Annotated in this window: 18 protein-coding genes, 2 tRNA genes and 2 pseudogenes; 21 read left to right on the top strand and 1 reads right to left on the bottom strand. The window is 38.7% G+C overall.

What is annotated here, in order from left to right:
- Positions 1-5 precede the first annotated feature (5 nt).
- The 12 genes from A3GI_RS0108025 to A3GI_RS0107965 all read left to right on the top strand — a co-directional run bounded on the left by A3GI_RS0108025 (position 6) and on the right by A3GI_RS0107965 (position 9,525).
- The gene (locus A3GI_RS0108025; RefSeq protein WP_018360938.1) at positions 6-536 is read left to right on the top strand and encodes an NUDIX domain-containing protein; all 531 of its coding nucleotides are present in this window, start codon (positions 6-8) and stop codon (positions 534-536) included.
- 67 nt (positions 537-603) lie between these two features.
- On the top strand, positions 604-1,563 hold the full coding sequence (locus A3GI_RS0108020; RefSeq protein WP_018360937.1) for a bile acid:sodium symporter family protein: 960 nt from the start codon (positions 604-606) through the stop codon (positions 1,561-1,563).
- On the top strand, positions 1,547-1,987 hold the full coding sequence (locus A3GI_RS0108015) for a DUF695 domain-containing protein (protein WP_018360936.1): 441 nt from the start codon (positions 1,547-1,549) through the stop codon (positions 1,985-1,987). Before A3GI_RS0108020 ends, A3GI_RS0108015 begins: the two co-directional genes overlap by 17 nt.
- A gap of 58 nt (positions 1,988-2,045) precedes the next feature.
- Positions 2,046-2,118: transfer RNA gene (locus A3GI_RS0108010), tRNA-Gly, on the top strand.
- 268 nt (positions 2,119-2,386) lie between these two features.
- Positions 2,387-2,938, top strand: a complete 552-nt coding sequence (gene rfbC / locus A3GI_RS0108005) for a dTDP-4-dehydrorhamnose 3,5-epimerase (protein ID WP_018360935.1) — start codon at positions 2,387-2,389, stop codon at positions 2,936-2,938.
- Positions 2,939-3,108: 170 nt separating this feature from the next.
- Positions 3,109-3,181: transfer RNA gene (locus tag A3GI_RS0107995), tRNA-Phe, on the top strand.
- A 254-nt stretch (positions 3,182-3,435) separates the two neighbouring features.
- Entirely contained in the window at positions 3,436-4,674 is a 1,239-nt protein-coding gene (locus A3GI_RS0107990) for a site-specific integrase (protein ID WP_018360934.1), read from the top strand.
- Positions 4,675-5,013: 339 nt separating this feature from the next.
- The gene (locus A3GI_RS0107985; RefSeq protein ID WP_018360933.1) at positions 5,014-5,814 is read left to right on the top strand and encodes a type IV toxin-antitoxin system AbiEi family antitoxin domain-containing protein; all 801 of its coding nucleotides are present in this window, start codon (positions 5,014-5,016) and stop codon (positions 5,812-5,814) included.
- Positions 5,811-6,602: a nucleotidyl transferase AbiEii/AbiGii toxin family protein gene (locus A3GI_RS0107980; RefSeq protein ID WP_018360932.1), complete on the top strand. Its 792-nt coding sequence runs from the start codon at positions 5,811-5,813 to the stop codon at positions 6,600-6,602. The genes A3GI_RS0107985 and A3GI_RS0107980 overlap by 4 nt, the downstream gene beginning before the upstream one ends.
- Positions 6,603-6,605: 3 nt before the next feature.
- Positions 6,606-7,454 (top strand): AraC family transcriptional regulator, encoded by an 849-nt coding sequence (locus tag A3GI_RS0107975; protein WP_018360931.1) that lies wholly within the window; start codon positions 6,606-6,608, stop codon positions 7,452-7,454.
- Positions 7,455-7,550: 96 nt separating this feature from the next.
- Positions 7,551-8,912, top strand: a complete 1,362-nt coding sequence (locus A3GI_RS0107970; protein WP_018360930.1) for an MATE family efflux transporter — start codon at positions 7,551-7,553, stop codon at positions 8,910-8,912.
- Positions 8,913-9,198: 286 nt separating this feature from the next.
- Positions 9,199-9,525 (top strand): RteC domain-containing protein, encoded by a 327-nt coding sequence (locus A3GI_RS0107965; RefSeq protein ID WP_025079475.1) that lies wholly within the window; start codon positions 9,199-9,201, stop codon positions 9,523-9,525.
- A 158-nt stretch (positions 9,526-9,683) separates the two neighbouring features.
- Here the strand turns inward: A3GI_RS0107965 and A3GI_RS10920 are convergent.
- Positions 9,684-10,021: pseudogene (locus A3GI_RS10920) on the bottom strand (plasmid mobilization protein); the annotation flags it as partial.
- Between the two features lie 717 nt (positions 10,022-10,738).
- Here A3GI_RS10920 and A3GI_RS0107945 point away from each other — a divergent pair.
- From A3GI_RS0107945 to A3GI_RS0107900, 9 genes and pseudogenes are all read left to right on the top strand, one after another.
- Positions 10,739-11,167, top strand: coding sequence for a DUF3408 domain-containing protein (locus tag A3GI_RS0107945; protein WP_018360927.1), 429 nt, complete (start codon positions 10,739-10,741; stop codon positions 11,165-11,167).
- A gap of 257 nt (positions 11,168-11,424) precedes the next feature.
- The gene (locus A3GI_RS0107935) at positions 11,425-11,640 is read left to right on the top strand and encodes a hypothetical protein (protein ID WP_018360925.1); all 216 of its coding nucleotides are present in this window, start codon (positions 11,425-11,427) and stop codon (positions 11,638-11,640) included.
- A gap of 156 nt (positions 11,641-11,796) precedes the next feature.
- Positions 11,797-13,608 carry an ATP-dependent nuclease gene (locus tag A3GI_RS0107930; RefSeq protein WP_018360924.1) on the top strand — a complete coding sequence of 604 codons (1,812 nt, stop codon included), beginning with the start codon at positions 11,797-11,799 and terminating at the stop codon, positions 13,606-13,608.
- A gap of 3 nt (positions 13,609-13,611) precedes the next feature.
- The gene (locus A3GI_RS0107925; protein ID WP_018360923.1) at positions 13,612-15,372 is read left to right on the top strand and encodes an ATP-dependent helicase; all 1,761 of its coding nucleotides are present in this window, start codon (positions 13,612-13,614) and stop codon (positions 15,370-15,372) included.
- A 20-nt stretch (positions 15,373-15,392) separates the two neighbouring features.
- Positions 15,393-17,150, top strand: a complete 1,758-nt coding sequence (locus A3GI_RS0107920) for a hypothetical protein (protein WP_018360922.1) — start codon at positions 15,393-15,395, stop codon at positions 17,148-17,150.
- Between the two features lie 5 nt (positions 17,151-17,155).
- Positions 17,156-18,496: a hypothetical protein gene (locus tag A3GI_RS0107915; RefSeq protein WP_018360921.1), complete on the top strand. Its 1,341-nt coding sequence runs from the start codon at positions 17,156-17,158 to the stop codon at positions 18,494-18,496.
- A 542-nt stretch (positions 18,497-19,038) separates the two neighbouring features.
- Positions 19,039-19,944, top strand: a complete 906-nt coding sequence (locus A3GI_RS0107910; protein WP_018360920.1) for an IS982 family transposase — start codon at positions 19,039-19,041, stop codon at positions 19,942-19,944.
- Between the two features lie 619 nt (positions 19,945-20,563).
- Positions 20,564-21,724 (top strand): YiiX/YebB-like N1pC/P60 family cysteine hydrolase, encoded by a 1,161-nt coding sequence (locus A3GI_RS0107905; RefSeq protein WP_018360917.1) that lies wholly within the window; start codon positions 20,564-20,566, stop codon positions 21,722-21,724.
- Positions 21,725-22,460: 736 nt separating this feature from the next.
- Positions 22,461-25,985, top strand: a pseudogene (locus A3GI_RS0107900) (RecQ family ATP-dependent DNA helicase); the annotation flags it as partial.
- Positions 25,986-26,254: the final 269 nt, after the last annotated feature.

Here is a 26,254-nt window from a genome sequence, read left to right as displayed (position 1 = left end):
TTTCGATGGAACGCCATCCGTTAGAATCTTTTGAATACTGCCCGCGATGCGGTAAACGCACTTTTGTGGAGCGTGGAAGCAGGGCAAAAAACTGTACGGAATGCGGCTTGATCTATTATGCCAACGTAGCAGCTGCCGTAGCCGGTATTATCAAAGATAAGAACGGAAATTTATTGACGGTCAGAAGAGGGCGAGAACCGGCTATTGGTACATTAGACCTGCCGGGTGGTTTTTTGGAACCCGAGGAAACGGCAGAAGAAGGGTTAAAAAGGGAAATCCTTGAAGAGACAGGATTGCAAATCGATAATATCGTTTATCTTTTCTCCCAACCCAATATCTATCCCTATGGCGGCAATACGGTTTATACCACAGATCTTTTTTTTACAACGGAATGCAAAGATTTATCTCAGGCCAAAGCAGCGGATGATGCCGCTGAAATAGTCATACTAAAGCCGAATGAAATAGATCCGGCACTGTTCGGCCTCAGATCAATCAGGAATGCGATAAAAAAAATACTTAATCACAACTCTCAATAGACTTAACGAACATTTTAACGGCTCCTTATACGGAAATAAGGAGCCGTTATATTTACAAAAATTCGAGATGCGTCCTCCACACAATTTTTTACGCCGGGCTAAAGATTATGGCCTTCCCATAGCCATGACCTTTGGCGTATTACTTTGGGAGCCATTAAGCAGATTAGAGTTTTGCATCCCCTATCTTATTTTCGGGATGTTGTTTATAACCTTTCTGAAACTCAAAATCTCACAACTGCAGTTCAATGTCTGGCACATAGTACTCCTCTCCATACAGATGATTTCTGCCGTCGGATCCTATTACTTGCTGCTAAGAAGTAATCCGGTTTTAGCCTCAGGAACGATGATCTGTTTTCTGGCACCGTGCGCAACGGCATCCGCAGTTATCATCGGCATGCTGGGAGGAAGTATTGCTTTCAGTACGCCTTATGTGCTGCTATCCCATCTCGTTCTGGCCTTTACGGCACCGATTTTATTTTCCACACTCGGGGCTGCCGACACTACCGTCGATTTCTGGCAAACAGTATGGTACATCTTTAAGGGCGTTATACCTTTGGTTATATTTCCTCTTTTGGCAGCCCAACTACTACGTTATGTTACCCCCGGAATACACCGCAAACTTGCCAGCATACCGCAAGCAGCCTTTTATCTTTGGATTATTTCATTAGCCATTATTCTGGCCAAGACTACAAAGTACGCGATGCTACAACCCAAAGAAAATATTCACACGGAAATCTTATTAGCCATGTGTGGTCTTCTGGCTTGCACCGTTCAATTTATTATCGGTAAACTTTTGGGTCGAAAAATAATGGGAGAACCGATTACCATGGGGCAATCTTTGGGACAAAAGAATACGACTTTGGCCATTTGGATATCATTAACCTATCTCAATCCCCTCAGTTCCATTGCCCCGGCAAGCTATATCATTTGGCAAAATTCGTTAAATTCGATCCAGCTTTGGAATGCCGGCAGAAAAGCAGACCGTAGTAAACAGAAAAACAATCAGAACAATGAGGCTATCGGATAAATGGTTCACATCGCTTAGCGAAGATGAGAATCAGGCAATGATATACATAACAGGTCGCACTGATATCGAACAATTCAGAAACAGCGGAAAATTCCCCATCAGAGCCGAAATAAAATGGAGCTATCAAGCCGACTCTCAAGGTATGCCCCAGGGAGAAGAAGCCAACTTGATGGCACAGGCAGAAGAATCTGTTCGTAAAGTAATGGAGAAAGACAAATTGGCGATTCTGACTGGTATATACACCGGAGGAGGAAATAAATACTGGATCTATTATATGCGAAATCTGGAAGCTTTCGGAAAACGCCTTAATGAAGCATTAGAGCCTATGCCTCCGCTGCCGATCGAAATCGAATGTTCGAAAGATCCTGATTGGGACGAATACACGGACATGCTCGAAATGGAACAATGGGCTATCGAAGATTAATTCTATTGATTAATTTCGATGATTTAATTACTTTTGCAGGACTAAAATTCTACTTCCCGCGGTAGTAGCTCAGTTGGTAGAGCACAAGCTTCCCAAGCTTGGGGTCACGAGTTCGAGCCTCGCCTACCGCTCTCCTCTAAACGGGGCTGTGTCAAAATTCATTTCTGTTACAACCCCGTTTAGGTATATCAGAATGTGTAAAGTACAAGGCACTAAAACTGAAGTTCAAGGAAGCGTACCGAAGTACGTGACCAAAAACGAATGTCGCAAGCAACGCGGTCATTTGCGCATGATGACACACCGTCTTTTTATTTTCAATTCAAAATAAAGTTCGATGCTTTTTGTAATTTAGAGTCAAAGACTGAATATTATAAACAAATCGCTGTTTTTGATTTTACTATGACTTATACCTCCACAGCTATACGGGATGTTATTATCATCGAACCCAAAATATTCTATGACGATAGAGGATATTTCTTCGAATCTTTCAACCTGAAAGAATTTCAAAAGCATATCGGCACCATATCGTTTGTGCAAGACAACGAATCCGAATCCTGCTTTGGCGTACTGCGCGGACTTCACTTTCAGAAACCACCCTTCGCACAGGCAAAACTTGTTCGAGTCGTCAAAGGTAAAGCACTCGACATAGCAGTAGATATCCGAAAAAGCTCCCCCACATACGGGCAACATGTTGCCATCGAACTGTCAGAAGAAAATAAGAGATCGGTCTTCGTCCCTCGCGGATTTGCCCATGGATTTGTAGCCCTGAGCGATCATACCGCTTTCCAGTATAAATGCGACAATTTTTATGAACCTTCTTCTGAAGGAGGTATTTACTGGAACGACCCCGACTTAAATATCCGGTGGCCTGTATCCGATAAAGACATGATTCTTTCAGGAAAAGATCTCAAACATCCCCTCCTCAAAGATTTCGCATCACCTTTCGATTAACAGTCTCATTCAAAGAAAAGCAGCATTCGCTCAAAACTGTATGTCAAAAGAAAAAAGCCTTCCGGAATGATTTCTCCTATATCTCGAATAAATATACAGGTAAAAAAGTCGAAAGTATTGTGCAATTAAAAAACTAATTCTATCTTTGCACCGTTCAAAAGGAAAGACATGGTGCCATAGCTCAGTTGGTAGAGCAAAGGACTGAAAATCCTTGTGTCCCCGGTTCGATTCCTGGTGGCACCACTTTGAAGAAAAGCAAAACAGCGTAAACTCCTGATTTCTAAACGAAGTCGGGAGTTTTTATTTTTCCCACTTACGCAAAATATAGCAGAATATTACCGATTTTGGTGGAGCAAAAGGTGGAGCAAAAGGTGGAGCAAAAACAGCAGAATGAAATCTCCACCGAAAAAGTTTCTTTACCACTGATATGCAGTGATTTGCGTGTTGATAACTCGTGAGTGATTTCCGAATTTTGTATCAACTAAAAACGTATCGAAATGAGAAGGATTTCATTCAATGTGCTCTTCTTTATCAAGAAGACAAAACTGCTCAAAAACGGAGAAGCCTCGGTTTGCATGAGAATTACCGTTGATGGACAACGTGTCGAAACTAATATCCGAAAAAGTGTCGATCCGAGTTCTTGGAACCAAGCCAAAGAGTGTGTACGTGGTAAAAGTCGTAAAGCCAACGAACTGAATAGCTACTTAGAAGAAGCAAAAATCAAGTTACACTCTATCTTTACTGAGTTAGAAGAACAAGGGAGCACAATAACCGCTCGTATTCTTCAAGAAAAATTCTTCGGCTTAAATATTCTGAAAGAACAACCCAAAACTCTCCTTGCTACGATACAGGAACATAATGATCAATGTCGAGCTCTTATAGGTAAGGATTATACTTTGATTACTGTTCGGCGTTATGAAACGTGCAAACGTTACTTGGCGGAATTGATCCAAAGGAGATACAATAAAGATGATCTTCTATTGACTGAAATCAATGGAGAGTTTGTTCTTGCCTTTGATTTTTATCTGAAGACAGAGAAGGAATGCCAACAAAACACGGTTATCCGCTACATGAAATGTCTGAAAAAGATAACCAACCTTGCACTTGCCAACGAATGGATCGCAAAAGACCCTTTTATCGGGATCAAATTCCATGAGAAAGAGGTTATCCGAGAGTTTCTTACACTGGAAGAGCTGAAAACTATTTACCAAAAAGAATTTACCGTAGAACGAATTGTACTTGTCCGTGACATCTTTATTTTCGCAGCTTTTACCGGACTTGCCTTTATTGATGTGCAACAATTATCTCCCGAACATCTTGTGCGAGATGATAACGGAAACCTTTGGATTCGTAAACCTCGACAAAAAACCAAAAATATGTGCAATATTCCCTTGTTGGATATACCACAGGAAATATTAAAGAAGTATGAGAACCATCCATTCTGTCACAAGAAAGGAACACTTCTTCCTGTACCCTGTAATCAGAAAATGAACAGTTATCTGAAAGAAATAGCCGACTTATGTAACATTCAGAAGAAATTAACCACGCATACCACAAGGCATAGCTATGCTACTTCTGTTTGTTTGGCAAACGGTGTTAGCATTGAGAATGTGGCGAAAATGCTCGGTCATTCCAACATCAAAATGACGCAACATTATGCCAAAGTCCTTGATAGAAGTATAATGGAAGATATGAGAAATGTCGCCCTTGCTTTATCTAAGAAATCACTTTCTTGAGACACTTGGAGGAAAAGCGAAACGCAAATTGCCGTATTGGAGAAATGGCTGATGTTGCTATATCCTATCTTTGTTGCAATTCCCGAAATAGAACACTCATAGAAAGAGGGGAGAATTAACGTCTCTACTCTGTAAATAAAAGCTCCTAAGCTTTCGGGCGAAAGCTTAGGAGTAATCAAGAAAAAGCTTAGGAGCTTCGGAGAGTAAATTAAAGACAATTCGTTTGAATCCCAAAAGAGACTGTATGGAGCTTTTTTTACTCAATTCTTTGGGCTTTTCTTTTGAGTAGTCTATCTTTGCGAATAGTAGCCATTACGGCTACTATTAAAGAATAAGGAAATGGCAGAAAAAGTATTCTCTTATGGTGATTTTATCAGGCAGGTCTTGTCGGTGGGGCGAATTTCGTTTACCATTGAGGAGGTGATGAAGCAAAACGGATATGGCAGGAAAATCGCACAGGTATCCTTATCGCGTTTGGCAAGCAAGGGAGAGATTGCACTTATAAGACGAGGCTTTTATGTGATTATTACCCCGGAGTTTTCCCTGCAAAAAAACGTTCCGCCTCTTATGTATATCGATGATTTGATGAAATACATAGAAAGAGATTATTACGTCTCTCTTCTGTCGGCTGCCGCACTTCACGGGGCTGCCCATCAGCAACCGATGCGTTTTTTTGTTACTACAGGTATGCCTCCTGTCAGAAACATAGAGAATGACAGGTTGCATATCGCTTTCAACATAAGGAAAGAGTGGGATAATTCTTGTGTTACACAGATGAAGACCCGAACGGGATATGTGAATGTGTCCACTCCGGAGGCGACAATGCTCGACCTTGTGGAAAACCAACGCACTTTCGGATTGGCACGGGTTGTCGGTATTATTGATGAATTGTCTGAATGTATCAGCAAATCTTCTTTGCGAAACACCGCAACCTATTACCCTACGGCCATCATACAGCGTTTGGGCTACATCTTTGAGAGTTTGCCGGGAAAAGCAGACCTGACAAAGGGCTTGGCTTCCGTACTTGCCAAGCGGACTGTATATCCCCAATATTTTTCTCTTTCGGCAGAGAAGCGTGGCACATTGGACGAAAAATGGAAAGTCATTGTAAACGATGAAATAGAAACAGACGTATTATGATTCCTCAACGATATATCCTCGAATGGAAATCCGTAGCCCCTTGGACGAACGAGGCACAAGTGGAACAGGATTTGGTTATTAGTCGTGCACTGGTGGAAATGTTCTCCTCGCCACTCATCAGGGAGACTTTGGCGTTTCGTGGAGGAACGGCTCTGCACAAACTCTACATACAACCACAGGTGCGCTATTCGGAAGACATCGACTTGGTACAGATAAAGCCGGCTCCGATTAACCCGATATTGAAGGAAATACGTGAACGGCTCGCATTCTTGGGAACGAAACGAACAGTCAAGCAGCATATCCATAACAATACGGTCATTTATCGCTTTGAATCGGAGTTTCCTCCGGTCATCGACCTGCGGCTGAAAATAGAAATCAACACCCGTGAGCATTTCAGTGTATTGAGACTGAAACAGATTCCTTTTCAAGTAACCAATTCATGGTTTACAGGAAAATGTGATTTAACTTGCTATGAGTTGGAAGAACTGCTCGGAACAAAACTTCGGGCATTGTATCAACGCCGTAAGGGACGCGACCTCTTCGATCTCTATTGGGCGATGAAGAATAATGATACGAATGCAACGAAAATATTGGAGTGCTATCGTCAATATATGGCATTTGTAGTGGAGCTGCCTCCCACACGCAAACTGTTCCTTGCCAATATGGAAACCAAGTTGAAAGACAATGAATTCATCACCGACATGTATGCCATCATCCGTCCGGGAATATCCTACTGTATAGAGGAAGCTTGGGAGTTCGTTCGGGAAATCTTGGTGGAAAACATTTAAAACATGTCCCGGTTCCCCAACCATAGAAGTTCACAACTCTCCGATTTCGGAGTCTATCTGAAGACTGTCGTCTCTCGGACATCGGCATCTTCGGAAAAATACGCCTTTTCTCATACCGACGATTATTATTTCTTTGGCTTCATAGAGGGTGGGCAATGCTGTCTGAATATTGATTTCGAGGAATACACTTTCGGGAAAGGAAGTCTGGCTATCATTCTACCCGGGCAGGTGCATCGTATCATCGACGCTTCCAATCTTTCTGCAAAATTTCTGGTTATCGACTCGGTATTGGTGGATAAGGAGGAAAAACGAACGCTTGAGAGATATGGTTGCCCCCAAATACAACTATCCGACATATTGGAACAGAAACTATTATTATCACTTCTTGACCGCAAACTGAGTGGCATGGAAAATCCATCTGCCAAAGCAGTCGTTCAGCGACTGACCACCGTCATTGTAGGGTTGGTCGTAGAGAACGTTGTAAATGCAACGATAGCTCAATCCAAATTGCAGGGGATAGTGACCAGACACAAGGAAATAGTATGGGAATTTCGGGATTTGCTGGAAAGTAATATCCGAAGCAATCGTTCGCCATCATTCTATGCCGGACGGCTGAACATTACCGTTGCCTACCTGAATGAGGCAGTAAATTCTGTTCTGGGGACAAGTGTGAGCCACCATATCCAAAACGAGATTATTTTGCAGGCTAAACGTCAATTGGTCTATACTACAGATTCCGTCAAAGAGATTGCACATAGTTTGGGCTTTAACGATCACTCCTACTTCACACGACTGTTTACCAAGGTTGTGGGCATTTCTCCCTCGCTTTTCAGAAGAACTTACCACGAATAGTGCTATTATCACCGTTGTCCGTCTATTGTGGCAGCCTGTATTCAACCATACCTTTGCAGCGAACTTTATTCACTTAAAAAGATACGGATTAGAAAGATGAACAACGCTGTGAATATTTTGCGAGAAGGAAGTATGATGAAAGCCCTGACAAAGTTGGGGATACCTATTGTCATCGCAATGCTGATTATGGCGATATACAATGTGGTGGACACTTTCTGGGTTGCACGTTTGGGAACTCTTCCCGTTGCCGCCGTATCGGTCGTTTTCCCTCTGTCGCTGTTATTTCTCGGGATAGGTTTGATGTTCGGTGTCGGAGGCGGAGTGTATATATCCCGTCTGTTGGGAGCGAAGCAGGTTGTCAAGGCAGGTCAGGTCGCTTCCGTCTCGGTGATTACTTCTGTGATATTGGCTGCTCTCATTGCCCTTGTGTGCAATGCGTTCCTGCCGGACATTCTGCTGTTTATGGGAGCAAACGAGGGAATGATGCACTTGGCAGAAGCATACGGCAGACTCTTCATCATCAGTTGTGTCATAGGGGCGTTGAATGTGTCGATGTCCAACATCATTGTTTCACAAGGGGCATCGAAAATATCCGCAACGGCAATGATTATCGGCTCTGTCGTCAATGTTGCATTAGACCCCTTGTTTATCTACACCTTCAATTGGGGAGTGGAAGGTGCGGCATGGGCAACCATTCTTTCAAGAATCATCACGACAATCATTTATATTCGCTTCATCCTCTCGAAAGCAGAGGTAAAAGTGTCGTTTGCCCTGTTCGCTCCCACGATAAGAATGTATGCGGACATCATCAAGATAGGCATCTCGATGCTCTTTCTGCAATTGCTCCAAACCCTTTCCGTCAGTCTGTTGCAGAGAGCAGCCGTGAAATATGGTGCAGAGGCAGTTGCAGCCGTGGGAATCGTCTTGAAAATCGTTACGTTGGGAACAAATGTGGTTTTCGGATTTGTCAAAGGACTCCAACCGATGGCCGGCTATAACTATGGAGCAGGCAATTTTCAACGATTAAAGGAAGCGGTGAGATGTTCCCTGATACTCACAACCTCGTTTTGTGTGCTTTGGAGCATACTCATAATGGTATTTACCTCTCCTGTCATCAGTTGTTTCGGCAAAGACGAAACAATGCAGGGAATCGCAAGGATAGCCCTTCGAGCCAATACGATTATGTTCTTCACTTTCGGTTTTCAATTTGTGTATTCCACACTATATATGGCAATCGGACAGGCAAGGCAAAGCCTTTTACTCAATATCGGACGGCAAGGTCTGTTTTTTATCCCTGCCATATTGCTGCTTCCATCGTATTGGGGATTGAACGGAGTACTCTATGCCCAGCCTGTCGCCGACGTCTTTGCAACTTTGATGACACTGTTCTTCGCCATCCAAATTCATAAGGAGATAGGTCATAAATCACATCTCATAACAGAGAATCTGCAATGTTGAACCATAAAAGATATGATTATGCTAAGACTTACTCAAACGGAAGACTTTAAGACAATAATCTCTTTATGCTCTACAAAAGGACAGATACAAAAAGCGTCAGACAACTTTATTCTGAGGATTATTGCCCTATGTGATGCAGAAGGAGATTCAGTTTCATTGTTTCGTACCCTCCGTTACACACGCTTTTGCCTGCAACCCTTGCAAAGGGGAGATTCAATGGACGGAGAGGGGAAAAAATGTAAAGAAACTGCTCTTTGTCATTGACACGGAGCTGGAATTAGTGAAGATGCGAATGCAGGGGCTCCTTCCTGCTTTGTCCGTCAAGCCAGCCAAGAAACTCTGTTGGACAGGCAAAGCAACAGATTTAGTTGAACTCCTTTACGCTCTCGACACCTGCGACTGTATCAACAACGGAGAAATAGGTGTAGAGGAGTTGGCAGATGCTCTCTCGGAGATCTTCGGAGTGGAGATAAAGAATTGCTACAACGTCTATATGAATATGAAACGCCGCAAGGACGACAGTCGCACATATTTCCTTGACGAACTCCGAGAGAAACTCAGCAGACGTATGGTGGAGAGCGACCTGAAGGGCGGCAAGTTCAAAAAGCGGTAATCGCCATCAAAAGGTTAATCAGGCTTCCCCAAACGAGATGGAAGCCTGATTTTTTCATCCATAAAGAACAGTACGATGTAAAATGGTTACTGCCGATGTTGCCATTTCTCTTGAAATTCACGAGTCAGTTGCACGATTTCACCTCCGATTATTGCTAATTCAAGTGTCAGTTTCTCCAACTGGGTGAGCATCGCAAGGCTTTCTTCTCCGTGAAATTGCTTTTCAGAGCGACCACAGTCTGGTTGTAATTCACCCCGACGCTGCGAAATTGCCCGTACAGAGTCGTCAATTTTTGATAGTAATCAAACAGTGACCGATCCACTTTTATCACTCGAAAGGTCTCATTAAAGACTCTTGCCTTGATAAATAGTGACAGACTTCGTACACCACTTTCCTCTTTCATCGTGAGGGAATGAGCGTATTCCGTCGGCGTGAAATTGACCGAAACACGCTTTTCAGTCTTCTCTTTAGAGCGTGCGCTGCTAATTTTCTTCATTTTCATTTCTTAGTTTGGATTTTAGTGTTTCACGGCATACCCGGCATTCGAAACATGACATTTTCTCTTCCAAGAAAAAACGACTTTGGAGTTTTTTTCAGTTCTCTGCAAGAGCAAGGGTTTTATGCTGCAAAAACGGGGTCGTGCTGCATAAAACATACCTTGCTATTTGCTCCGACGCAAATAAATTCGTTCCGAAGAACGATATGTTATTCTCTCGAAAGGTATGTTTTCAAAGCCATGAAATACCGGCTTATCGCTTGCTGCAAAGTTACGACCTCTTATATCCAAAGCCATTAGATAGAACGAAGCCACAACTAATCAAATTGAGGTCACAAGTACGCACTAAAGGAAATCACGCAGATTACAGCATCACCGGGCCATATATTTGCACTGTCGAATATGTCGGTGAGGGTATGTGTCTTCGATAACATCACGTTCCGATGAGCGATATAGGCGAGGGTGTATGTCAAAGAACATATCCTTGATTCTTTCACTCGAACGTGGGAATGTGCGAAAGCAGATACAATCGAACGATTGTATTGATGGACACTAATGAACATCTCCACTGAAAGGGTATGAACGAAAGGATGTAGCCCTACTGGTACAAGCCGATTGTTGGACATATCTTCGATAGTGGATGTATTCGTCTTCGTCGGTAAATATACCGGCAACGAAATGAACAGAGAATTGTATAACAATAGAAATTAAGAAAGTATGACAGAGAATCAAAACAGCAAGGTAGATCCCATTGCCATCCGAGAACTTATTTCACAGGGTATTCCCATGAAAAGAAAAGAGAGTGAGATGATACGCTCTCAATCAGAAGAGCAGGGTGTTGAATCGGAACGTTCCAATGACGAACCAATATCAAAGGATTTTTCAAGAGTTCCAAGACGAGAAAGGCGAAAGACTGACAAAGGTGATTATGAGTCGCTTTTCATCTGTCGCAATACCTTGAAAAATCGCAAGACCATCTATATTGCCAAAGAGTTGCAAGACACATTGGCAGAGATAGTCATGTCTATGAGGAACAGGGATATGACCATCGGCATCTATGTGGAGAACATCATCCTTCATCATCTTGAAACCTACAAAGATGAAATCAACAGATTGGCAGAGATGAAATTCAAGAAGCTACTGTAATTCCCTATGTAAGACATCAATTTTAGGGGGAAAATATGGGGATTTCCACAAAGAATTATCTCTATCTGCCGCTGCAAAAGCAAAATTCTGCAAAGTCTTGTCAAACGACAAAAAGTAGAGTTTGGTCTGTTTTATATTCCCTGATTGTACAGAGACCCCCTTGTGAGTTTTATCAGCTTGCAAGGGGCGTTTTCTTGCCGTTTTATTCGTCTTCCTCGCCATGAATGAGTAAATTTGCAATCTAATTTATAACAAATATGATCATATCGCAGAAGACTATTGAAAAATTAAGAGAGCTAATAAATGAAGAAACAGAATATCATTCTGGTTCTAAACTTGTTACTTTTTTCAATCAATATGGATTTAGAGATGTGTATGGAAATGGCTTCCCCTCAAGATGGATATATACAGAAGAGAAAACACGTGCATTAAATGGGAAAGCCGAATTTAGAAATTATATTGATCCATTTTAGCAGATGTTAGAGCATTTTTCTCAGATGAGAATACCGCAAAAATTTGCTTTCAAGTATTGAAAACTGATTGAAGGTTGCATTCTTTCTAATAAACATAAAACAAAATGAACTTCAGTATAATCGTTAAATAAAAACACTTCGTTTATTCAAACAACCATGTATATAAAGCAATTTAAAATAAAAAATTTTAGAGTATTTGATGAAGTATCCTTACTCTTTAACAAAGGTATTAACATCATTATTGGAGAAAACAATTCCGGAAAAACAGCTATCATTGATGCTCTTAGGATCTGTCTTGGCTATGGAAAACCAGATATAAATATCTATATTCAAGAATCCGATCTTCATCTCAACCCTTCTGACCCTAACAAATGCAACACAGAGATACAATTTGACCTTATTTTTGAGATCGAGTCAGAAATTGAGAGATGCTGTTTTTATGACTTTATTTCACAAGATTCTGAAAATCCAGAGTTCCAAACCATCCAATTTCATCTTAAATACTCATTAGAAGAAAATGGGAGAAGGCGTTTTTTTAAAAGAAGCGTATGGGGTGGCGATAATGAAGGACAACAAATTCCTTATGAAGCATTACAGGAGATATTTTACACTTATTTAGGGCCTCTTCGTGATGCAGTAAGTGGCTTAAAACCTCATTCATATAACAATAAGACAGCTCAGCTATTTAATAAATTGACGAAATACAGAAAAGGAGATGACACTATAAATCTAAGTGATGAAATAAAAAAGTCTTTAGCAGAAAAGCTTTACAGTGTTTTTGAAAGTGATGAATATGACTGGAAACACATATTGTGTGAGGGAAAAAGTAAGGTCAACGATCATCTTAACGGAACAGGCATCCTTGATAAATCTCCTCAAATAGAGATGAATTATGTTGGAAGAAAATTTTCTGATGTTGTGCGAGGAATAGAAATTAGAAGACCTATATACACAGAACCAGTAGAGCCTCGTCTTCAAAAATATTTTGAGATATATCAAAATGGATTAGGTGAAAATAATCTAATCTTTTCCTCCGTTGTTCTTGGTGATCTAATGAACCGGTGTGAAGATTCTGAATTAGAAATTTACAATGCTCTACTCTTGGAAGAACCGGAAGCTCATCTTCATCCACAATATCAAAATACATTTTTTGAGTATTTGAGCACACTCACAAATAGAGGGTTGCAGATATTCATTACATCACATTCTCCAACAATTACCGCGAAATCAGACATAGACAATGTAAAAGTACTACAGAGACAGGGAAGCTCTGTCAAAGCATTTTGCTTTAACATTCTTAGTGAAGCAGATTATACAAATAGTAATAGAAAATATTTGAGGAAATTTCTGGATACCACCAAATCTCAAATGTTCTTTGCTAATGGAACTATATTGGTTGAAGGCATTGCAGAAGCAATCTTATTACCAATATTATCACGCAAATTTCTAAAACCTCGTAAGATTGACTTGGAAAAGAATGGAGTTGAAATTGTAAATATTGGAGGCGTAGCATTTGAACATTTCGCAAAGTTGTATAATCATGATGATGAAAACAAACGACTCTTTTCGAAATGTGCTATTATAACAGACTCTGATCCAACTGCAGATAAAGCAATGTCGGACAGAGCTGTTATAGCTCAAGGCTTAAAGAAAAACCATTTAGAAGTTACATTAGCTACGAACACTTTTGAACATGATTTATTTGAGACTTCAGATATAAACAGAAGCATAATGCGCACTGTTTATAGGAGCATGCATCCAGACACACAAGATCTACAAGGAGATTTTAATGTAGAAGTTCTGATGCAAAAATTAAAATCGAATAAAGATAAAGCTGAATTTGCGCTACAGTTGAATGACAGATTGATGAGAGAAGATAGCTTTGATGTTCCTCCTTACATAAAAGCAGCTATAGAGTTTGTAGTTCCAACACGAGAAATCTCCCAAGAAATGGCAATAGAGGTATAAGCTATGTTTGAAAGGTTATCACCCACTCAAAGAGAAATTGTAGATTGTCCGGATCGCAGAATCGTAGTTAAAGCTTGTCCAGGAAGTGGGAAGACGTTCTCTGTAACAGCACGTCTTGCAAGGTTATTATGCAATAATCAATTAAATAAGCATCAAGGCATTGCTGCAATTTCTTTCACACATACTGCATGCGATGAAATAAAAAACGGAATACAGAAATTCGGAGTTTCAAATGTCACTTATCCCCATTTCATTGGAACTATAGATAGTTTTATCAACAACTATATTTTCTTTCCATATGGTCATTTATTTATGGGGTGCAATAAGAGACCAGAGGTTATAGGTACCGAATACAACCCTTGGTTTAATTACGATGCAACGATAAGAAATTATGATAGGACAAAAATAATTGACCCCAACTATTATTTTGACAAAGTTTCCTTTGGTTTAAGTGACAATCTCCTTCGGCTAGCACCTTACCATGTATTTAATTTTAGAAAATCAGATTGGGATAATCCATATAAAAAAGACGGGAATCTAAAAAAGGTAATATCAGATCTGATTGAAATGAAAGTAATTCATTTTAGATCGGGGAAAGCAAATCAAGCAGACGCCAACTATATAGCGTACAAAATTCTAACGAAATATCCTGTTATAGCAAAAAACATTGCACAAAAATTTCCGATACTGATTGTTGATGAAGCTCAAGATACAACTGCCATTCAAATGGCATTGATTGATATATTAGACAGAGCCAATGTCAATTCAATTCTTTTGGTGGGAGATCCCGATCAGGCCATATTTGAATGGAATACGGCCGAACCGTCATTATTTATGGCAAAATATGATAGCCCTGCTTGGACATCTTTAGAACTGACTGAAAACCGACGAAGCTCAAGCAATATTTGTCGAGTGAATAATCGGTTCTTCAACAGTAATATGGTATCTGTATCTGAAGAAGATATTGACTATCCAGCTATACCTTCCATAGTCGGTCATTCAACCCAATCAGACTCTATAAATCAGATAAAAAATGATTTTGTAAATGAATGTCAGAAATTAGGCATTAGTGAAGATCATTATGCTATTACATATAGGGGAAGAAAATTTGGAGAAATACATTTTGGATTAATGGATGAATCCAGAACTGATCAGAATGAGAAACCATGGGTTCATGGATATTATTATGTGAGAGATTTGGTTCATGGAAAATATCTCATAAACAAAGGTGCACACAAAAAAGGATTCTCCTTAATAGAACGTGGATACCACAAAATGCAAGAAGGTCAATCCTACATACCTATTGAGTTTATAAGGAATAAGATTAAAAACTTAGGATTCAGAAATTATCGAGATATAATATTCCAGTTTATACGCAAATTGCCTGATACGAATTGTACATTATCTCAATGGATTGCGCAGGCAAGAAATAACGGCTTAAATTTTTCTATAAATACAAATAAAGAGGATAGTAATATATCAAATCTTTTTCATGAGGACGGTATTACTACAACAGACATCCCCAAATATTTGAGAACAATTCATTCTGTCAAAGGGATGACATTAGAAGGAATGTTGGTTTTTCTTGTGAAGAAAGATGTATTTAATTATGCAACCCTTTTACCTCAAGCATATAATGCAACACCAGAAGGACAGGAACAGATGAGAATTGTATATGTCGCTTGTACACGCCCCAAGAAGTTATTATGGATAGCAGTTCCTGCTGAGGATGTCGGCGTTTGGACTAAGAAACTTTTAGAGTAATTACAAAGAGAGAATAACTTATGGATCAGTCATGGTTTGAAATGCGGGATCTAAGAAAACGCAAATTGGATAAGTCAGTTTGGGTTCCACTAAGAGCTGAGAAAGAAATTCGAAATTCAGTTCAATTTGGCTTTATAGATTATACTGAAGAGTTTATTGGATATGGCTCTATAATGGTGCCAATAGATAAACAATCTTTTACAGAACAACTAGATTGGACTGATGTTGGAATTAGTCATACTCACAGTTGCTCATTTCATGATGATAAATATGTGCCTGCCGATGTTTATTACAACGATGATTTAGAAGGAGTAAACTTGGTTTTAAATCAAAGCTTTGACAATAATTTGGATTGTAACGAATGGCATCTACATCAGGACTTGGTTATAAGCTTAGGACTAAAAAGAGAAGGCGACATTTGGATTTGCCCAAGCAAAGGGTATGTAGAGGTTGCCAAACTTGAAAGGAACCAAGAAGGAAGCCCAATATTATTGCAAATCAAGAATCAATTTTTAAAAGATTACTTATGTGCTAGAGAATGTGGATTATATGTAACTTCTTATTTTAGTAGGGATAAAATTTATGAAAACTTCCCTGTTCTCTCATGGAAAGGAACTTCTAAAAATGAAAAAGAGGGACGAGATTTTTGGGAATGCAGAAAATTGGAAATACATGAAGGGGGATTTCCTTTTGGACAAAAAATAGCAGTTTCTCATGTTGGAAGAATTGACATTGACGAAAATGAGGATGTTCCTGATATGAATTCTTTCCCAACAGATGAAAATGTGAAATCGGTTTTTTTTGAGAAAAGTTTTCAAGGGAAGAAATTATATAGAATAATGTCTGAACTTTGGAAATATGACTGGATAAATCCTGCGAAGTCAAGTCCTATTATCTTAGGAGATGAACACCCCATTGATATATATTATATTACTGATGAGGAAGGCACAAAAGAGAGTGGCAATAGCCTGACTAAAGGAGGAAAATGGCTTTGGTTTAAGCCAGAACTAATTTCAAATTTATTGTCTATAAGAGGCAGTTTCTTGAACTGGTATACTAGAGATACCGGAAGTGTTTCTTGTGCTCCGAATGGAGGAATTCATTTTGGCGTGAATGATTTAGGGCTAATTACTGTCTATGCGAAAGATGTTGGATATTTGCCCGAGTGGCAACAGCAAATCTGGACAGGGTACAACATTGCTCCAGAAGGTGGAATATCTAAAGAATTACATGCGGCACAGGTTAAAGCAGAACCTGCATCAACCCTTGCTCCCGAGGCCTTTATAGAAAGAGCAATAAATGAAATAAACGAAGAAGCTAAAAAACAATTAAATATTCGCTTTTTTAGAGGTCATCACTCCATTGGCGAAATAATTAAGTCAGTTAATAGATTTAGAGCTATTGATGAGAAAGGCCTATTTTCCCTAGCAAAAGATATTGCAAGAATAATAGTGGATGATATCGATATAGAATCTGTTCAAAAAATTGCAGTTCCTCCTAAAAATACAAAATGGGGTTCTTTGAAAACAATTGAAAATCTGTTGGCAATAAAGATTCATTCGGAAGATGCTAGAAAAATTCTAAGTCCTATTGTTGGCATTTATGAATTAAGACATGGCGATGCTCATTTGCCAAGTAGCGATATAGAAAACTCATTCAGTTTAATACAAATAAATAGAAGTTTGCCTTATGTTACTCAAGGCTATCAGATGATATATGCGTGTGTAGATAATTTATATGTAATTCTTCGAATCCTTAAAAAATGGGATCCTAAATAATAATTATGTCAAAAGTTGCAGGTTACTTTTTAATCTTAAATGAAAGCAGGTATTTCTCTTTTCAGGGGAATATATATGATAAATTTGCCGAACCTGTCCCGGAATTCAGTCATCCGAGGCATGTCCCATTAGTCTGTTTTATTACAAATGTATCTGGCAATATAACTCATATAGGACTGGGGAAACGTGGCGTACGTGCAGGAACAGACTTACGAAGACTCAATATAGAAAATATATTTGAACTCAAGAAGCCTGTTTCTGCTATCGAGATAGCTAATACTACAGGCTCTAGGGTGAAATCGCATCTGATTAATAAGATAAACTCTGGAGGGCTATTTCCTCCTAGAAGCTTTGACGAATTTCTTAGTGCATTCTTAAAAAAAATCCCTGAAACAAATTCATTCTTAGACAAATACTCCAAAAGTAGGCAATTAAGGATTTCAAGCCTCTCTAAGAATGTAAAAAAATCATTAGCAGAACAAAAGGAAGCTGTGTTAACAGCGATGAATATTGCTGGAATAGATAAGAGTAATGCACAAGGGTGGGATTATGATGAGGGCGAAAAGCCTTTATCTTTTCTTGATGGTATTGCTCAAGTAAGACTTCGGGAAGATTCTATGATAATAAATGATTTATCGAATATTCCTGGCTTTGATTTAATCAAATCAACAAAATATTCCTCCTCTGTGTTTGAAAATGATAAAACACGTCTCACGGTCTTGCTAGCAAATAGATTACCATTAGAAGAACTTTTAGGAACTGATTTGATTTATTTCAATGAAGATTTTAAATGTTTTATTATGGTTCAATATAAAACTATGGAAAAGGAAGGGGACAAATTTGTTTTTAGATTTCCTAATTTGCAATTTACAGAAGAGATTTCTCGAATGGACTCAATAATCCAATCCTTAAAATCAACGAAAGGGAATGGATTTATACATGATTATAGATTTAATGAGAATCCTTTTTTTGTTAAGATTTGCCCAAAGTTAGAATTTGCCCCTGATAATGTTGGTTTAAGTTCTGGAATGTATATGCCTCTTGATTACATTAAAATGCTAGAAACGGACGAGTGTATTAAAGGAGAACGTGGTGGAAAAACGATTAGTTACGACAATGTTGGAAGATATTTAGATAATACAGGATTTAAAACGATTATAGAAGGCGGGTGGATAGGTACAAATCAAAATCAATCCTTATTGATTGAAAAAATAATCAAAGCTATTTTAGAGAATGGGAAAACGGCTGTTCTCGCAATCAAGAAGAAGCTTGAAAAAGATATTATTTCTGAACAATTTGAAGAAAATGAAGAAGGATCAGATGATTTCGATAAATTACCATTTTAATGACTAATACCAATTGAAAAGATCGTAAAAAGAGATGAGAAAAACATTTTATATGAATTGGGTTCAATTTAATCTGACAGTTAATGGGCAAACAAATCAAAATTGTAACTATCAGAACACAATCATCCGTAACAAATACACGGTTTTTTGTTTCGTATTTTAATTTATACTCCAACATATCCTAGGAATACATAATTTATTTTAATAATTATTGACAAGGTGTTTCAGAAATCTTGCTTCTTCTTTTCATATATGAGCGTATTTAAGAAATGAGTAACCAAAGTATTCCCCCGATGATGAGGACATAAGTCAGAATGTACACTGCGATAGCCAAAGCGATGGTAAAGAGTAACCGAATGAGGAATTTTCTTGCACATATCCCTGCCAGCCAAAGCTAAACGCTTAGAGAGCCTGCGAGTGCAAGTGCCACCCCAATTGATATTTTACGTGAGTTCGATATAACGATTACAATTATTTGTTTGAATAATAGGAACATAGCGATAAAAGTATTAAATTCATAGTATCTTTAAACGATTATCACTATGTTCCCAGAGTCTGGGGTTACGGAGATTTATTGTATGGCTGATGATTTTTGCAAGGAATTTGCAGTTCAACAAGAAAAATATCTGGTTGAAGATAATTCACTCCCGCATCGAAATAAGCCCAATCGTATGAGCGATGCAGAAATTATGGTAATCCTTATTCTGTTCCATTCGGGTGGTTTCCGTTGCTTCAAACACTATTATCAGGAATATGTCTGCAAACATCTGACACACCTATTCCCCCAGAGAGTTTCGTATAACCGTTTTGTGGAACTGGAAAAGGAAGTGTTTCTCTCGCTGACTATCTTCATAAAGCAAGTTCTGTTGGGAGAATGTACCGGAGTCAGTTTCGTGGATTCTACCTCTTTACGCGTCTGCCGTAATCAACGGATTCTGATTCACAAGACATTCGAGGGCCTTGCCGAACGTGGGAAATGTTCCATGGGATGGTTCTTCGGGTTTAAACTGCATCTGATTATCAATGATAAGGAAGAGATACTGAACTTTATGTTCACTCTGGGTAACGTGGATGACAGAGAGCCTTTGAAACAGAGTCGGTTCGTAAAGAATGTAAAAGGGAACTTGTGTGGCGATAAGGGATATATCGGACAAGCATTGTTTGAAAATCTATTCATGAATGGAATACAACTGATAACCAAAGTCAAGAATAATATGGGGAATTCCCTTATGAGTATTGCTGATAAAATCATTCTCAGGAAACGGACACTGATTGAAACGGTTAATGACGAGTTGAAGAACATCGCACAGATTGAGCATTCCAGACACCGATCTTTCGACAACTTCATAGCAAACGCACTCTCGGCAATAGCAGCATATTGTTTCTTTGAAAAGAAACCCGCTATTGATGTGAGTTACATAAATGACGGGCAATTAAGAATGTTCTAAAATTATATCGAACTCACGTTATTTTGTATCTCAGTTTCATCTTGTCTGATTTTTTTGATTTTATGCGGATTCCAGAGGTGAGGGAGTTGAGTTTCAACTTTTTCTTTTTTTTCTGCTTCTCGCATATCCGACATTTTTTTATGCGTTTTTCCGTCGGGTCGGTCGTTTTCGTTTCAGGGGCGTAAAAAGGTAGGGCTTAGGACAAACAAGGTTTTACGGCGAGAATACTACCTGCAAAGAAATGGAAGTGTGGAGATTGTCGTCTAAACGGCTTGCTGTCCCGACCTTTTTTGTTCGTAGAAGCCTGGGACTACCTTTGCCGCTGACAACGAATAATCGATCCCGACATGATACACGGGCATAAGTGGAGGATGTGCAGGTGGGGAAGCAGGGCAAAAACAAAAAGGCGCCCCTATGGAAGACTTTACAAAAATTTCAAGAAAGAGAATTCTTTTTTCTCACGATATACCCTTATCTTTACAACGAGTTCTTCGAGTTATGCAAAGCGTTGTATATCTCTGCTAAAGATAGGTTGCTAAATCATCACCGACTGCATTTTATAACTTATTAGTCTATTGAAAGACAACTATTTGAACTTAAATGATAGGTTTTATAAAAAATGACACTTCAAGAGCACGAGATAAAATACATATTCAATCCTTACGTTCTTCTTCCTGGGGATATTCTGCTGATGAATACTTATGAGGAGAGGCTGAGGAAGATGATGGGATGCAAGTATGAGCATGCTGCCATATATCTTGGCGATGCTTATGCTATGGAGGCTAATGGCCTGCATGTACTGATGACGCATATATATTCGTATGCGTTCAAAGAGTTAGAACATGCTAGAGTGTTGCGCCTGAAGAACTCATCACAAATTAAGATAGATAGGATTGTGCGTGCTTCTTATTACCAAATGGGTAAGCAGTATGTGGATACTACCCAATTCAGGTATGTAAGACAATTTAAGGACACAAGAGAGCAGGATACTTCCAACCGTTCCTTCTGTTCCAGGCTAGTGGCACAATCGTATGCTAAAGAGGGAGTGAATCTTTTACCAAATGCTGATTATTGCGAGCCTGATGATTTTCTTGAATCACCATTGTTAGAGCTTGTGAAGGATGCGGTAGTTCCATTCTCGCCTGAAATGGCTAAAGTGGTTATGAGCCAGCAAAAAAGTAGAGAAGAGCATGATGCCGATAGTCCCAATGCAGAGATGTTTGCTATACTCAGCAAGCTTTATGGTACAGATGTACAAGAGTTGGGGCAAGTATTCATGACATCCTTTTTACAACCAGAAAAAGATGAAGATGCAATTAACATTATCAAGGCATCTCGAATGTTCAAGCATTTGGAGGATGTGAATAGAAGCATGCCCTGGTTTTGGAAGGATGAGGAATTCTTTGCACATTATAATAATACAGAGGAGGAGTTGCATTTTCTATATAGCCAGATGAATCATTATGATAGCACTATTATTCCGAGATACAAAGAATTACATATACAAATGATTTTGGCAGCCTACTATCATCCCGAAAGTCGTTTGCTTGCTTTCATGCAAGATTATATTGGAAAGATGGTGGATGAAGCAGTTATCTGCAGAAAGAGGATGGCCGACTTGTATGTTGCTACTTTTCATCATGACGAAGGGGCTTTCGTCTTGTTTATAGATAAATATGGATATTACAGCGGTTTTGAATATGTAGATAAGCCAACTGATATTGGATTCCTTCTGCACGATGTGATGAAAGCGATATCAAAGCTTAAAAATAAATCATGAATCTTAAAACTACAACAATAATACTTGGAGCTTACTTACTTCTGGCAACCTAATGCCATTGCGACCGAGAGATTAAGAAGATAAAACTACATACCATGCTATCATCGGAATAAAATTATAAGTAATAAAGAGTGATCTCGATATAAGAATATCGTGGCAAACTTAGAGTCGGATACAAATAGACAGATCAACACAAAATTTTCTTCATAAGTCAGACTACCGTCACTATGCGAAAAAGGAAGGGAGAACTCCGAAAGAACTGCTACCAGAAAATAAAACAGAAAATAATTGCTCTTTCCCGAGGATCCTATTACCTTTGCACATAGATAAGAATATCACCCACGAAAAAGAAGCAAAGCATTGCAGAAAATCGGTGGAGCAATAGCGGGAGATTAGATCTTTTGCAGAATATAAACTCAAAGAAATACAGCCACTTATCAAATTTATTCGATTCCTGGTGGCACCACTTTGAAAAGAGCACAGAACGTTGTAACTTGTTTAGTTACAACGTTTTTTTGTTTTGCAAAGTATAAACTACAGACCCTCTTAAAGCGGACGTATGTAAATTTCAATCAGAATTTAGAAAAACACTGTAAATTTAGTCAAGAACTCCCCTCTATTGACAACTTTTTCCTCGACACATTAAAGATATTGAAGTTTGGGGATTTTATGGATTCGCATATTGGATAAAAAGGATTAAGAAAGCATATAATAGATACTTTAAAAGATGTGAATTATGACTGAACATCTCATCACATTCGTTGACACTGAAATTGATCCCAAAAGTCGTCAAATTCTCGATATCGGAGGCATTAAGGATAATGGAAATATTTTCCATAAAACATCTGTCGTAGAATTCATTCAGTTTCTTAAAGGAACAAAATATGTTTGCGGACACAATATATTGAATCACGATATCAAATATATCGGCAAAGCCATAGCCGAGACAAGTATCGACCCTAAAAATATCATCGACACGCTGTTTCTTTCTCCATTGCTTTTTCCAACCAGGCCATATCATGCTTTATTGAAAGACGACAAACTTCAAACGGAAGACATGAACAATCCCTTAAATGATTCAATAAAGGCAAAAGATTTATTCTATGATGAGGTTTTAGCTTTCAGTCAAACGGAGGAAACTCTCAAACAAATTTTCTATTTGTTGTTGAAGGATAAAAAAGAATTTTACGCTTTCTTCGATTTCACCGCTTACATAAGCATAAATTCGGATGTCGAAAGTCTGATTAGGCAAAAGTTCAAGAATGAGATATGCGAACAGGTTGAATTAGGCAAAATCATAGTAGAGCATCCGATCGAACTGGCCTATAGCCTATCTCTGGTTAATTCGTTTATCCTTCATCAGAAAACTCATTCCATTACACCTCCCTGGGTTTTAAGAAACTATCCGGAAGTGGAACGAATCATGTTCAATTTGCGAAACAAGCCCTGCATAAGCGGTTGCGCATACTGTAACAATGTGTTGAATATTCACAAAGGTCTAAAAAAGTTTTTCGGTTTTGACTCATTCAGAACTTACGGGGGTGAACCACTGCAAGAGAAAGCAGTTAAAGCAGCTGTCGATAATAAATCGTTACTTGCCGTTTTTCCGACCGGAGGAGGAAAATCAATTACATTTCAAGTTCCGGCTTTAATGAATGCTGAAAGTTCAAACAGCCTTACGATTGTTATATCTCCATTGCAATCACTAATGAAAGATCAGGTCGACAATCTGGAAAAACTTGGAATTACCGAGGCGGTAACCATAAATGGATTACTTGATCCGATCCAAAGGGCAAAGTCTTTTGAAAGGATAGAGGATGGTTCGGCTTCCATACTTTATATATCACCGGAATCTTTACGATCGAAAACCATAGAAAAACTGATTTTAGGAAGAAAAATTGCTCGTTTTGTAATCGATGAGGCTCACTGTTTTTCTGCATGGGGGCAGGATTTCCGGGTCGATTATTTGTACATCGGCGATTTCATTAAGTCGATTCAGGAAAAGAAAAATCTTGAAGATGCAATTCCTGTTTCCTGTTTTACAGCAACAGCAAAACAAAAGGTAATAGAAGATATTCGGAACTACTTCAAAGAAAAACTTTCTCTCGAACTTGAGTTGTACACATCAAAAGCCTCAAGAACAAATCTTCAATACAAAGTTTTTGAAAAAAGAAATGACGAAGAAAAATACCAAGCTGCGAGAAATTTGATTGAAAAGAAAAATTGTCCGACAATTATTTATGTGTCAAGGACAAAAAGAGCCTATTCTCTTGCTGAGAGATTGACCAAAGATGGTTTTAATGCAAAACCATATCATGGGAAGATGGATAAGCAAGAAAAGTCCATAAATCAGGATTCATTCATTAACGGTGAAACTCAAATTATGGTTGCAACCTCTGCTTTCGGAATGGGAGTAGACAAAAAAGATGTAGGCATGGTTATCCACTATGATATTTCAGACTCACTCGAAAATTACATTCAAGAGGCCGGCAGGGCCGGGCGAGATGAACATATCATGGCCGATTGCTTTGTACTGTTCAATGAAGAAGACCTGAACAAACATTTCATATTGCTGAATCAAACAAAACTTTCCATTAAAGAAATTCAACAAATCTGGAAAGCTATCAAAGAATTAACCCGGTTTCGCTCAAAAGTTTCAGATTCCGCATTGGAAATTGCAAGAAAAGCGGGTTGGGATGACAACGTTGCAGAGATTGAAGTACGCGTAATAACAGCTATTGCAGCTTTGGAAGAAGCAAGATATTTGAAGCGAGGACAGAATATGCCGCGAATTTATGCCAATAGCATCTTGTCCAAAAATGCACAGGAAGCTATTGACAAAATCAATGCTTCTGAAAGATTCGAAGAAAAACAAAAGGAAAAAGGAATCCGGATTATAAAAAAACTTTTTTCAAGTAAAAGTCGAAAACAATCCAGCGAAGAGACGGGTGAAACGAGAATCGATTATATCAGCGATCATCTGGGAATTGTAAAAGAGGAAGTGATTAATATTGTGAATCTTCTTCGCGAAGAAAAAATTTTAGCAGATGCAAAAGATTTGACAGCATTCATCAAAAAAGGTGAGAATAAAAATCGCTCGCTGCATATTGTAGAAACATTCAATGAAATTGAAAACTTTTTAATTCCATTATTTGAAGAACAGGAAAAAGAATTTCACATCAAGCAATTAAATGAAGAGGCAGAAAAACAGGGTTGTGAAAATGTAAGCACATCTAAAATAAAAACCATCCTGAACTTCTGGGCAATCAAGAATTGGATTAAAAGACAAAATCCGGAATATTCAAAGAACCACATTGTGGTACTTTTCCTCCAACCGAAAGGGCTATTGAAAGAAAAGCTGGAGAAACGATATGAATTGGCAAAATTTATAGTCGAACACCTCTACGAAAAGAGCAACCTGAATATCTCAAAAGAGGATACAGGGAAAGAGGAAGTGTTGGTTGAATTTTCTGTTCATGAATTAAAAACAGCGTATGAAAACAGCTCCAGCCTCTTTAAACTAAACATCGATATCGATGACATAGAAGACTCTTTGTTTTACCTGTCAAGAATTGGAGCAATCAAAATTGAAGGAGGTTTTCTGGTTATTTATAATCGACTGACTATCGAACGTACCGAACGGGATAATAAAAAGCGCTATACAAAAGAAGACTATCAAAAGCTGAATCAATTCTATGAAAATAAAGTTCAGCAAATTCATATTGTCGGCGAATATGCAACGAAAATGATTACGAACTACAAAAACGCTTTACAATTTGTAGATGATTATTTCCAGTTAAACTACACATCTTTTCTGAATAAATATTTTAAGGGCAGTAGACAAAATGAGATCAGGCGAAATTTAACACCGTCTAAATTCAAGCAACTTTTTGGAGAACTTTCTCCAACACAATTAAAAATCATAAATGACAATGAAACAAAACATATCGTGGTTGCAGCCGGGCCCGGTAGCGGTAAAACAAGAGTATTGGTACATAAACTTGCCTCTCTGCTTTTGATGGAAGATGTAAAGCACGAACAGTTGCTCATGGTCACTTTTTCAAGAGCAGCAGCTACAGAGTTTAAAAAGAGGCTAATCAAACTGATCGGCAATGCAGCGAATTACGTTGAAATAAAAACCTTTCATTCCTATTGCTTCGATTTGTTAGGTAAGGTCGGCAGTTTAGAGAAATCAGACAATATTCTGAAAAAAACCATTGAGAAAATAAAAAATGGAGAAGTCGAAGCAAGCCGAAGGGGCTGTGTCAAAATTCATTTTTGGGGCAGCCTCCTTTTTTTATTCCTCATCCAACGACAAAGCCCCAACTTTCACAAGCTAGGGCTTCGTTCGTTCACTAAGTTTGAGTAACTTAGCAAATATCAATTACTTAATGAATACAAAGTTACACTTTCGTCCTTACATATCCGACCCCATCCTGCTATTTCCTGCAGAACTTGGTCAAGATATTGATGCCAATGACCCTGTGCGCCTGGTCAACAGCATTGTAGATTCGCTGAATTTAGAATCAA

Origin of the sequence: Porphyromonas macacae DSM 20710 = JCM 13914 (assembly GCF_000379945.1) — a bacterium.
GTDB lineage: Bacteria > Bacteroidota > Bacteroidia > Bacteroidales > Porphyromonadaceae > Porphyromonas > Porphyromonas macacae.
The sequence above is the reverse complement of the archived record's forward strand: the minus strand, read 5'-3'. Positions and strand labels throughout refer to the sequence as shown.

Excerpts from the sequence above, each read along its gene's own strand:
- A3GI_RS0108025 (WP_018360938.1), top strand. The coding sequence starts at position 6 with ATGGAACGCCATCCGTTAGAATCTTTTGAATACTGCCCGCGATGCGGT.
- A3GI_RS0108020 (WP_018360937.1), top strand. The coding sequence starts at position 604 with ATGCGTCCTCCACACAATTTTTTACGCCGGGCTAAAGATTATGGCCTT.
- A3GI_RS0108015 (WP_018360936.1), top strand. The coding sequence starts at position 1,547 with ATGAGGCTATCGGATAAATGGTTCACATCGCTTAGCGAAGATGAGAAT.
- rfbC (WP_018360935.1), top strand. The coding sequence starts at position 2,387 with ATGACTTATACCTCCACAGCTATACGGGATGTTATTATCATCGAACCC.
- A3GI_RS0107990 (WP_018360934.1), top strand. The coding sequence starts at position 3,436 with ATGAGAAGGATTTCATTCAATGTGCTCTTCTTTATCAAGAAGACAAAA.
- A3GI_RS0107985 (WP_018360933.1), top strand. The coding sequence starts at position 5,014 with ATGGCAGAAAAAGTATTCTCTTATGGTGATTTTATCAGGCAGGTCTTG.
- A3GI_RS0107980 (WP_018360932.1), top strand. The coding sequence starts at position 5,811 with ATGATTCCTCAACGATATATCCTCGAATGGAAATCCGTAGCCCCTTGG.
- A3GI_RS0107975 (WP_018360931.1), top strand. The coding sequence starts at position 6,606 with ATGTCCCGGTTCCCCAACCATAGAAGTTCACAACTCTCCGATTTCGGA.
- A3GI_RS0107970 (WP_018360930.1), top strand. The coding sequence starts at position 7,551 with ATGAACAACGCTGTGAATATTTTGCGAGAAGGAAGTATGATGAAAGCC.
- A3GI_RS0107965 (WP_025079475.1), top strand. The coding sequence starts at position 9,199 with ATGCGAATGCAGGGGCTCCTTCCTGCTTTGTCCGTCAAGCCAGCCAAG.
- A3GI_RS0107945 (WP_018360927.1), top strand. The coding sequence starts at position 10,739 with ATGACAGAGAATCAAAACAGCAAGGTAGATCCCATTGCCATCCGAGAA.
- A3GI_RS0107935 (WP_018360925.1), top strand. The coding sequence starts at position 11,425 with ATGATCATATCGCAGAAGACTATTGAAAAATTAAGAGAGCTAATAAAT.
- A3GI_RS0107930 (WP_018360924.1), top strand. The coding sequence starts at position 11,797 with ATGTATATAAAGCAATTTAAAATAAAAAATTTTAGAGTATTTGATGAA.
- A3GI_RS0107925 (WP_018360923.1), top strand. The coding sequence starts at position 13,612 with ATGTTTGAAAGGTTATCACCCACTCAAAGAGAAATTGTAGATTGTCCG.
- A3GI_RS0107920 (WP_018360922.1), top strand. The coding sequence starts at position 15,393 with ATGGATCAGTCATGGTTTGAAATGCGGGATCTAAGAAAACGCAAATTG.
- A3GI_RS0107915 (WP_018360921.1), top strand. The coding sequence starts at position 17,156 with ATGTCAAAAGTTGCAGGTTACTTTTTAATCTTAAATGAAAGCAGGTAT.
- A3GI_RS0107910 (WP_018360920.1), top strand. The coding sequence starts at position 19,039 with ATGTTCCCAGAGTCTGGGGTTACGGAGATTTATTGTATGGCTGATGAT.
- A3GI_RS0107905 (WP_018360917.1), top strand. The coding sequence starts at position 20,564 with ATGACACTTCAAGAGCACGAGATAAAATACATATTCAATCCTTACGTT.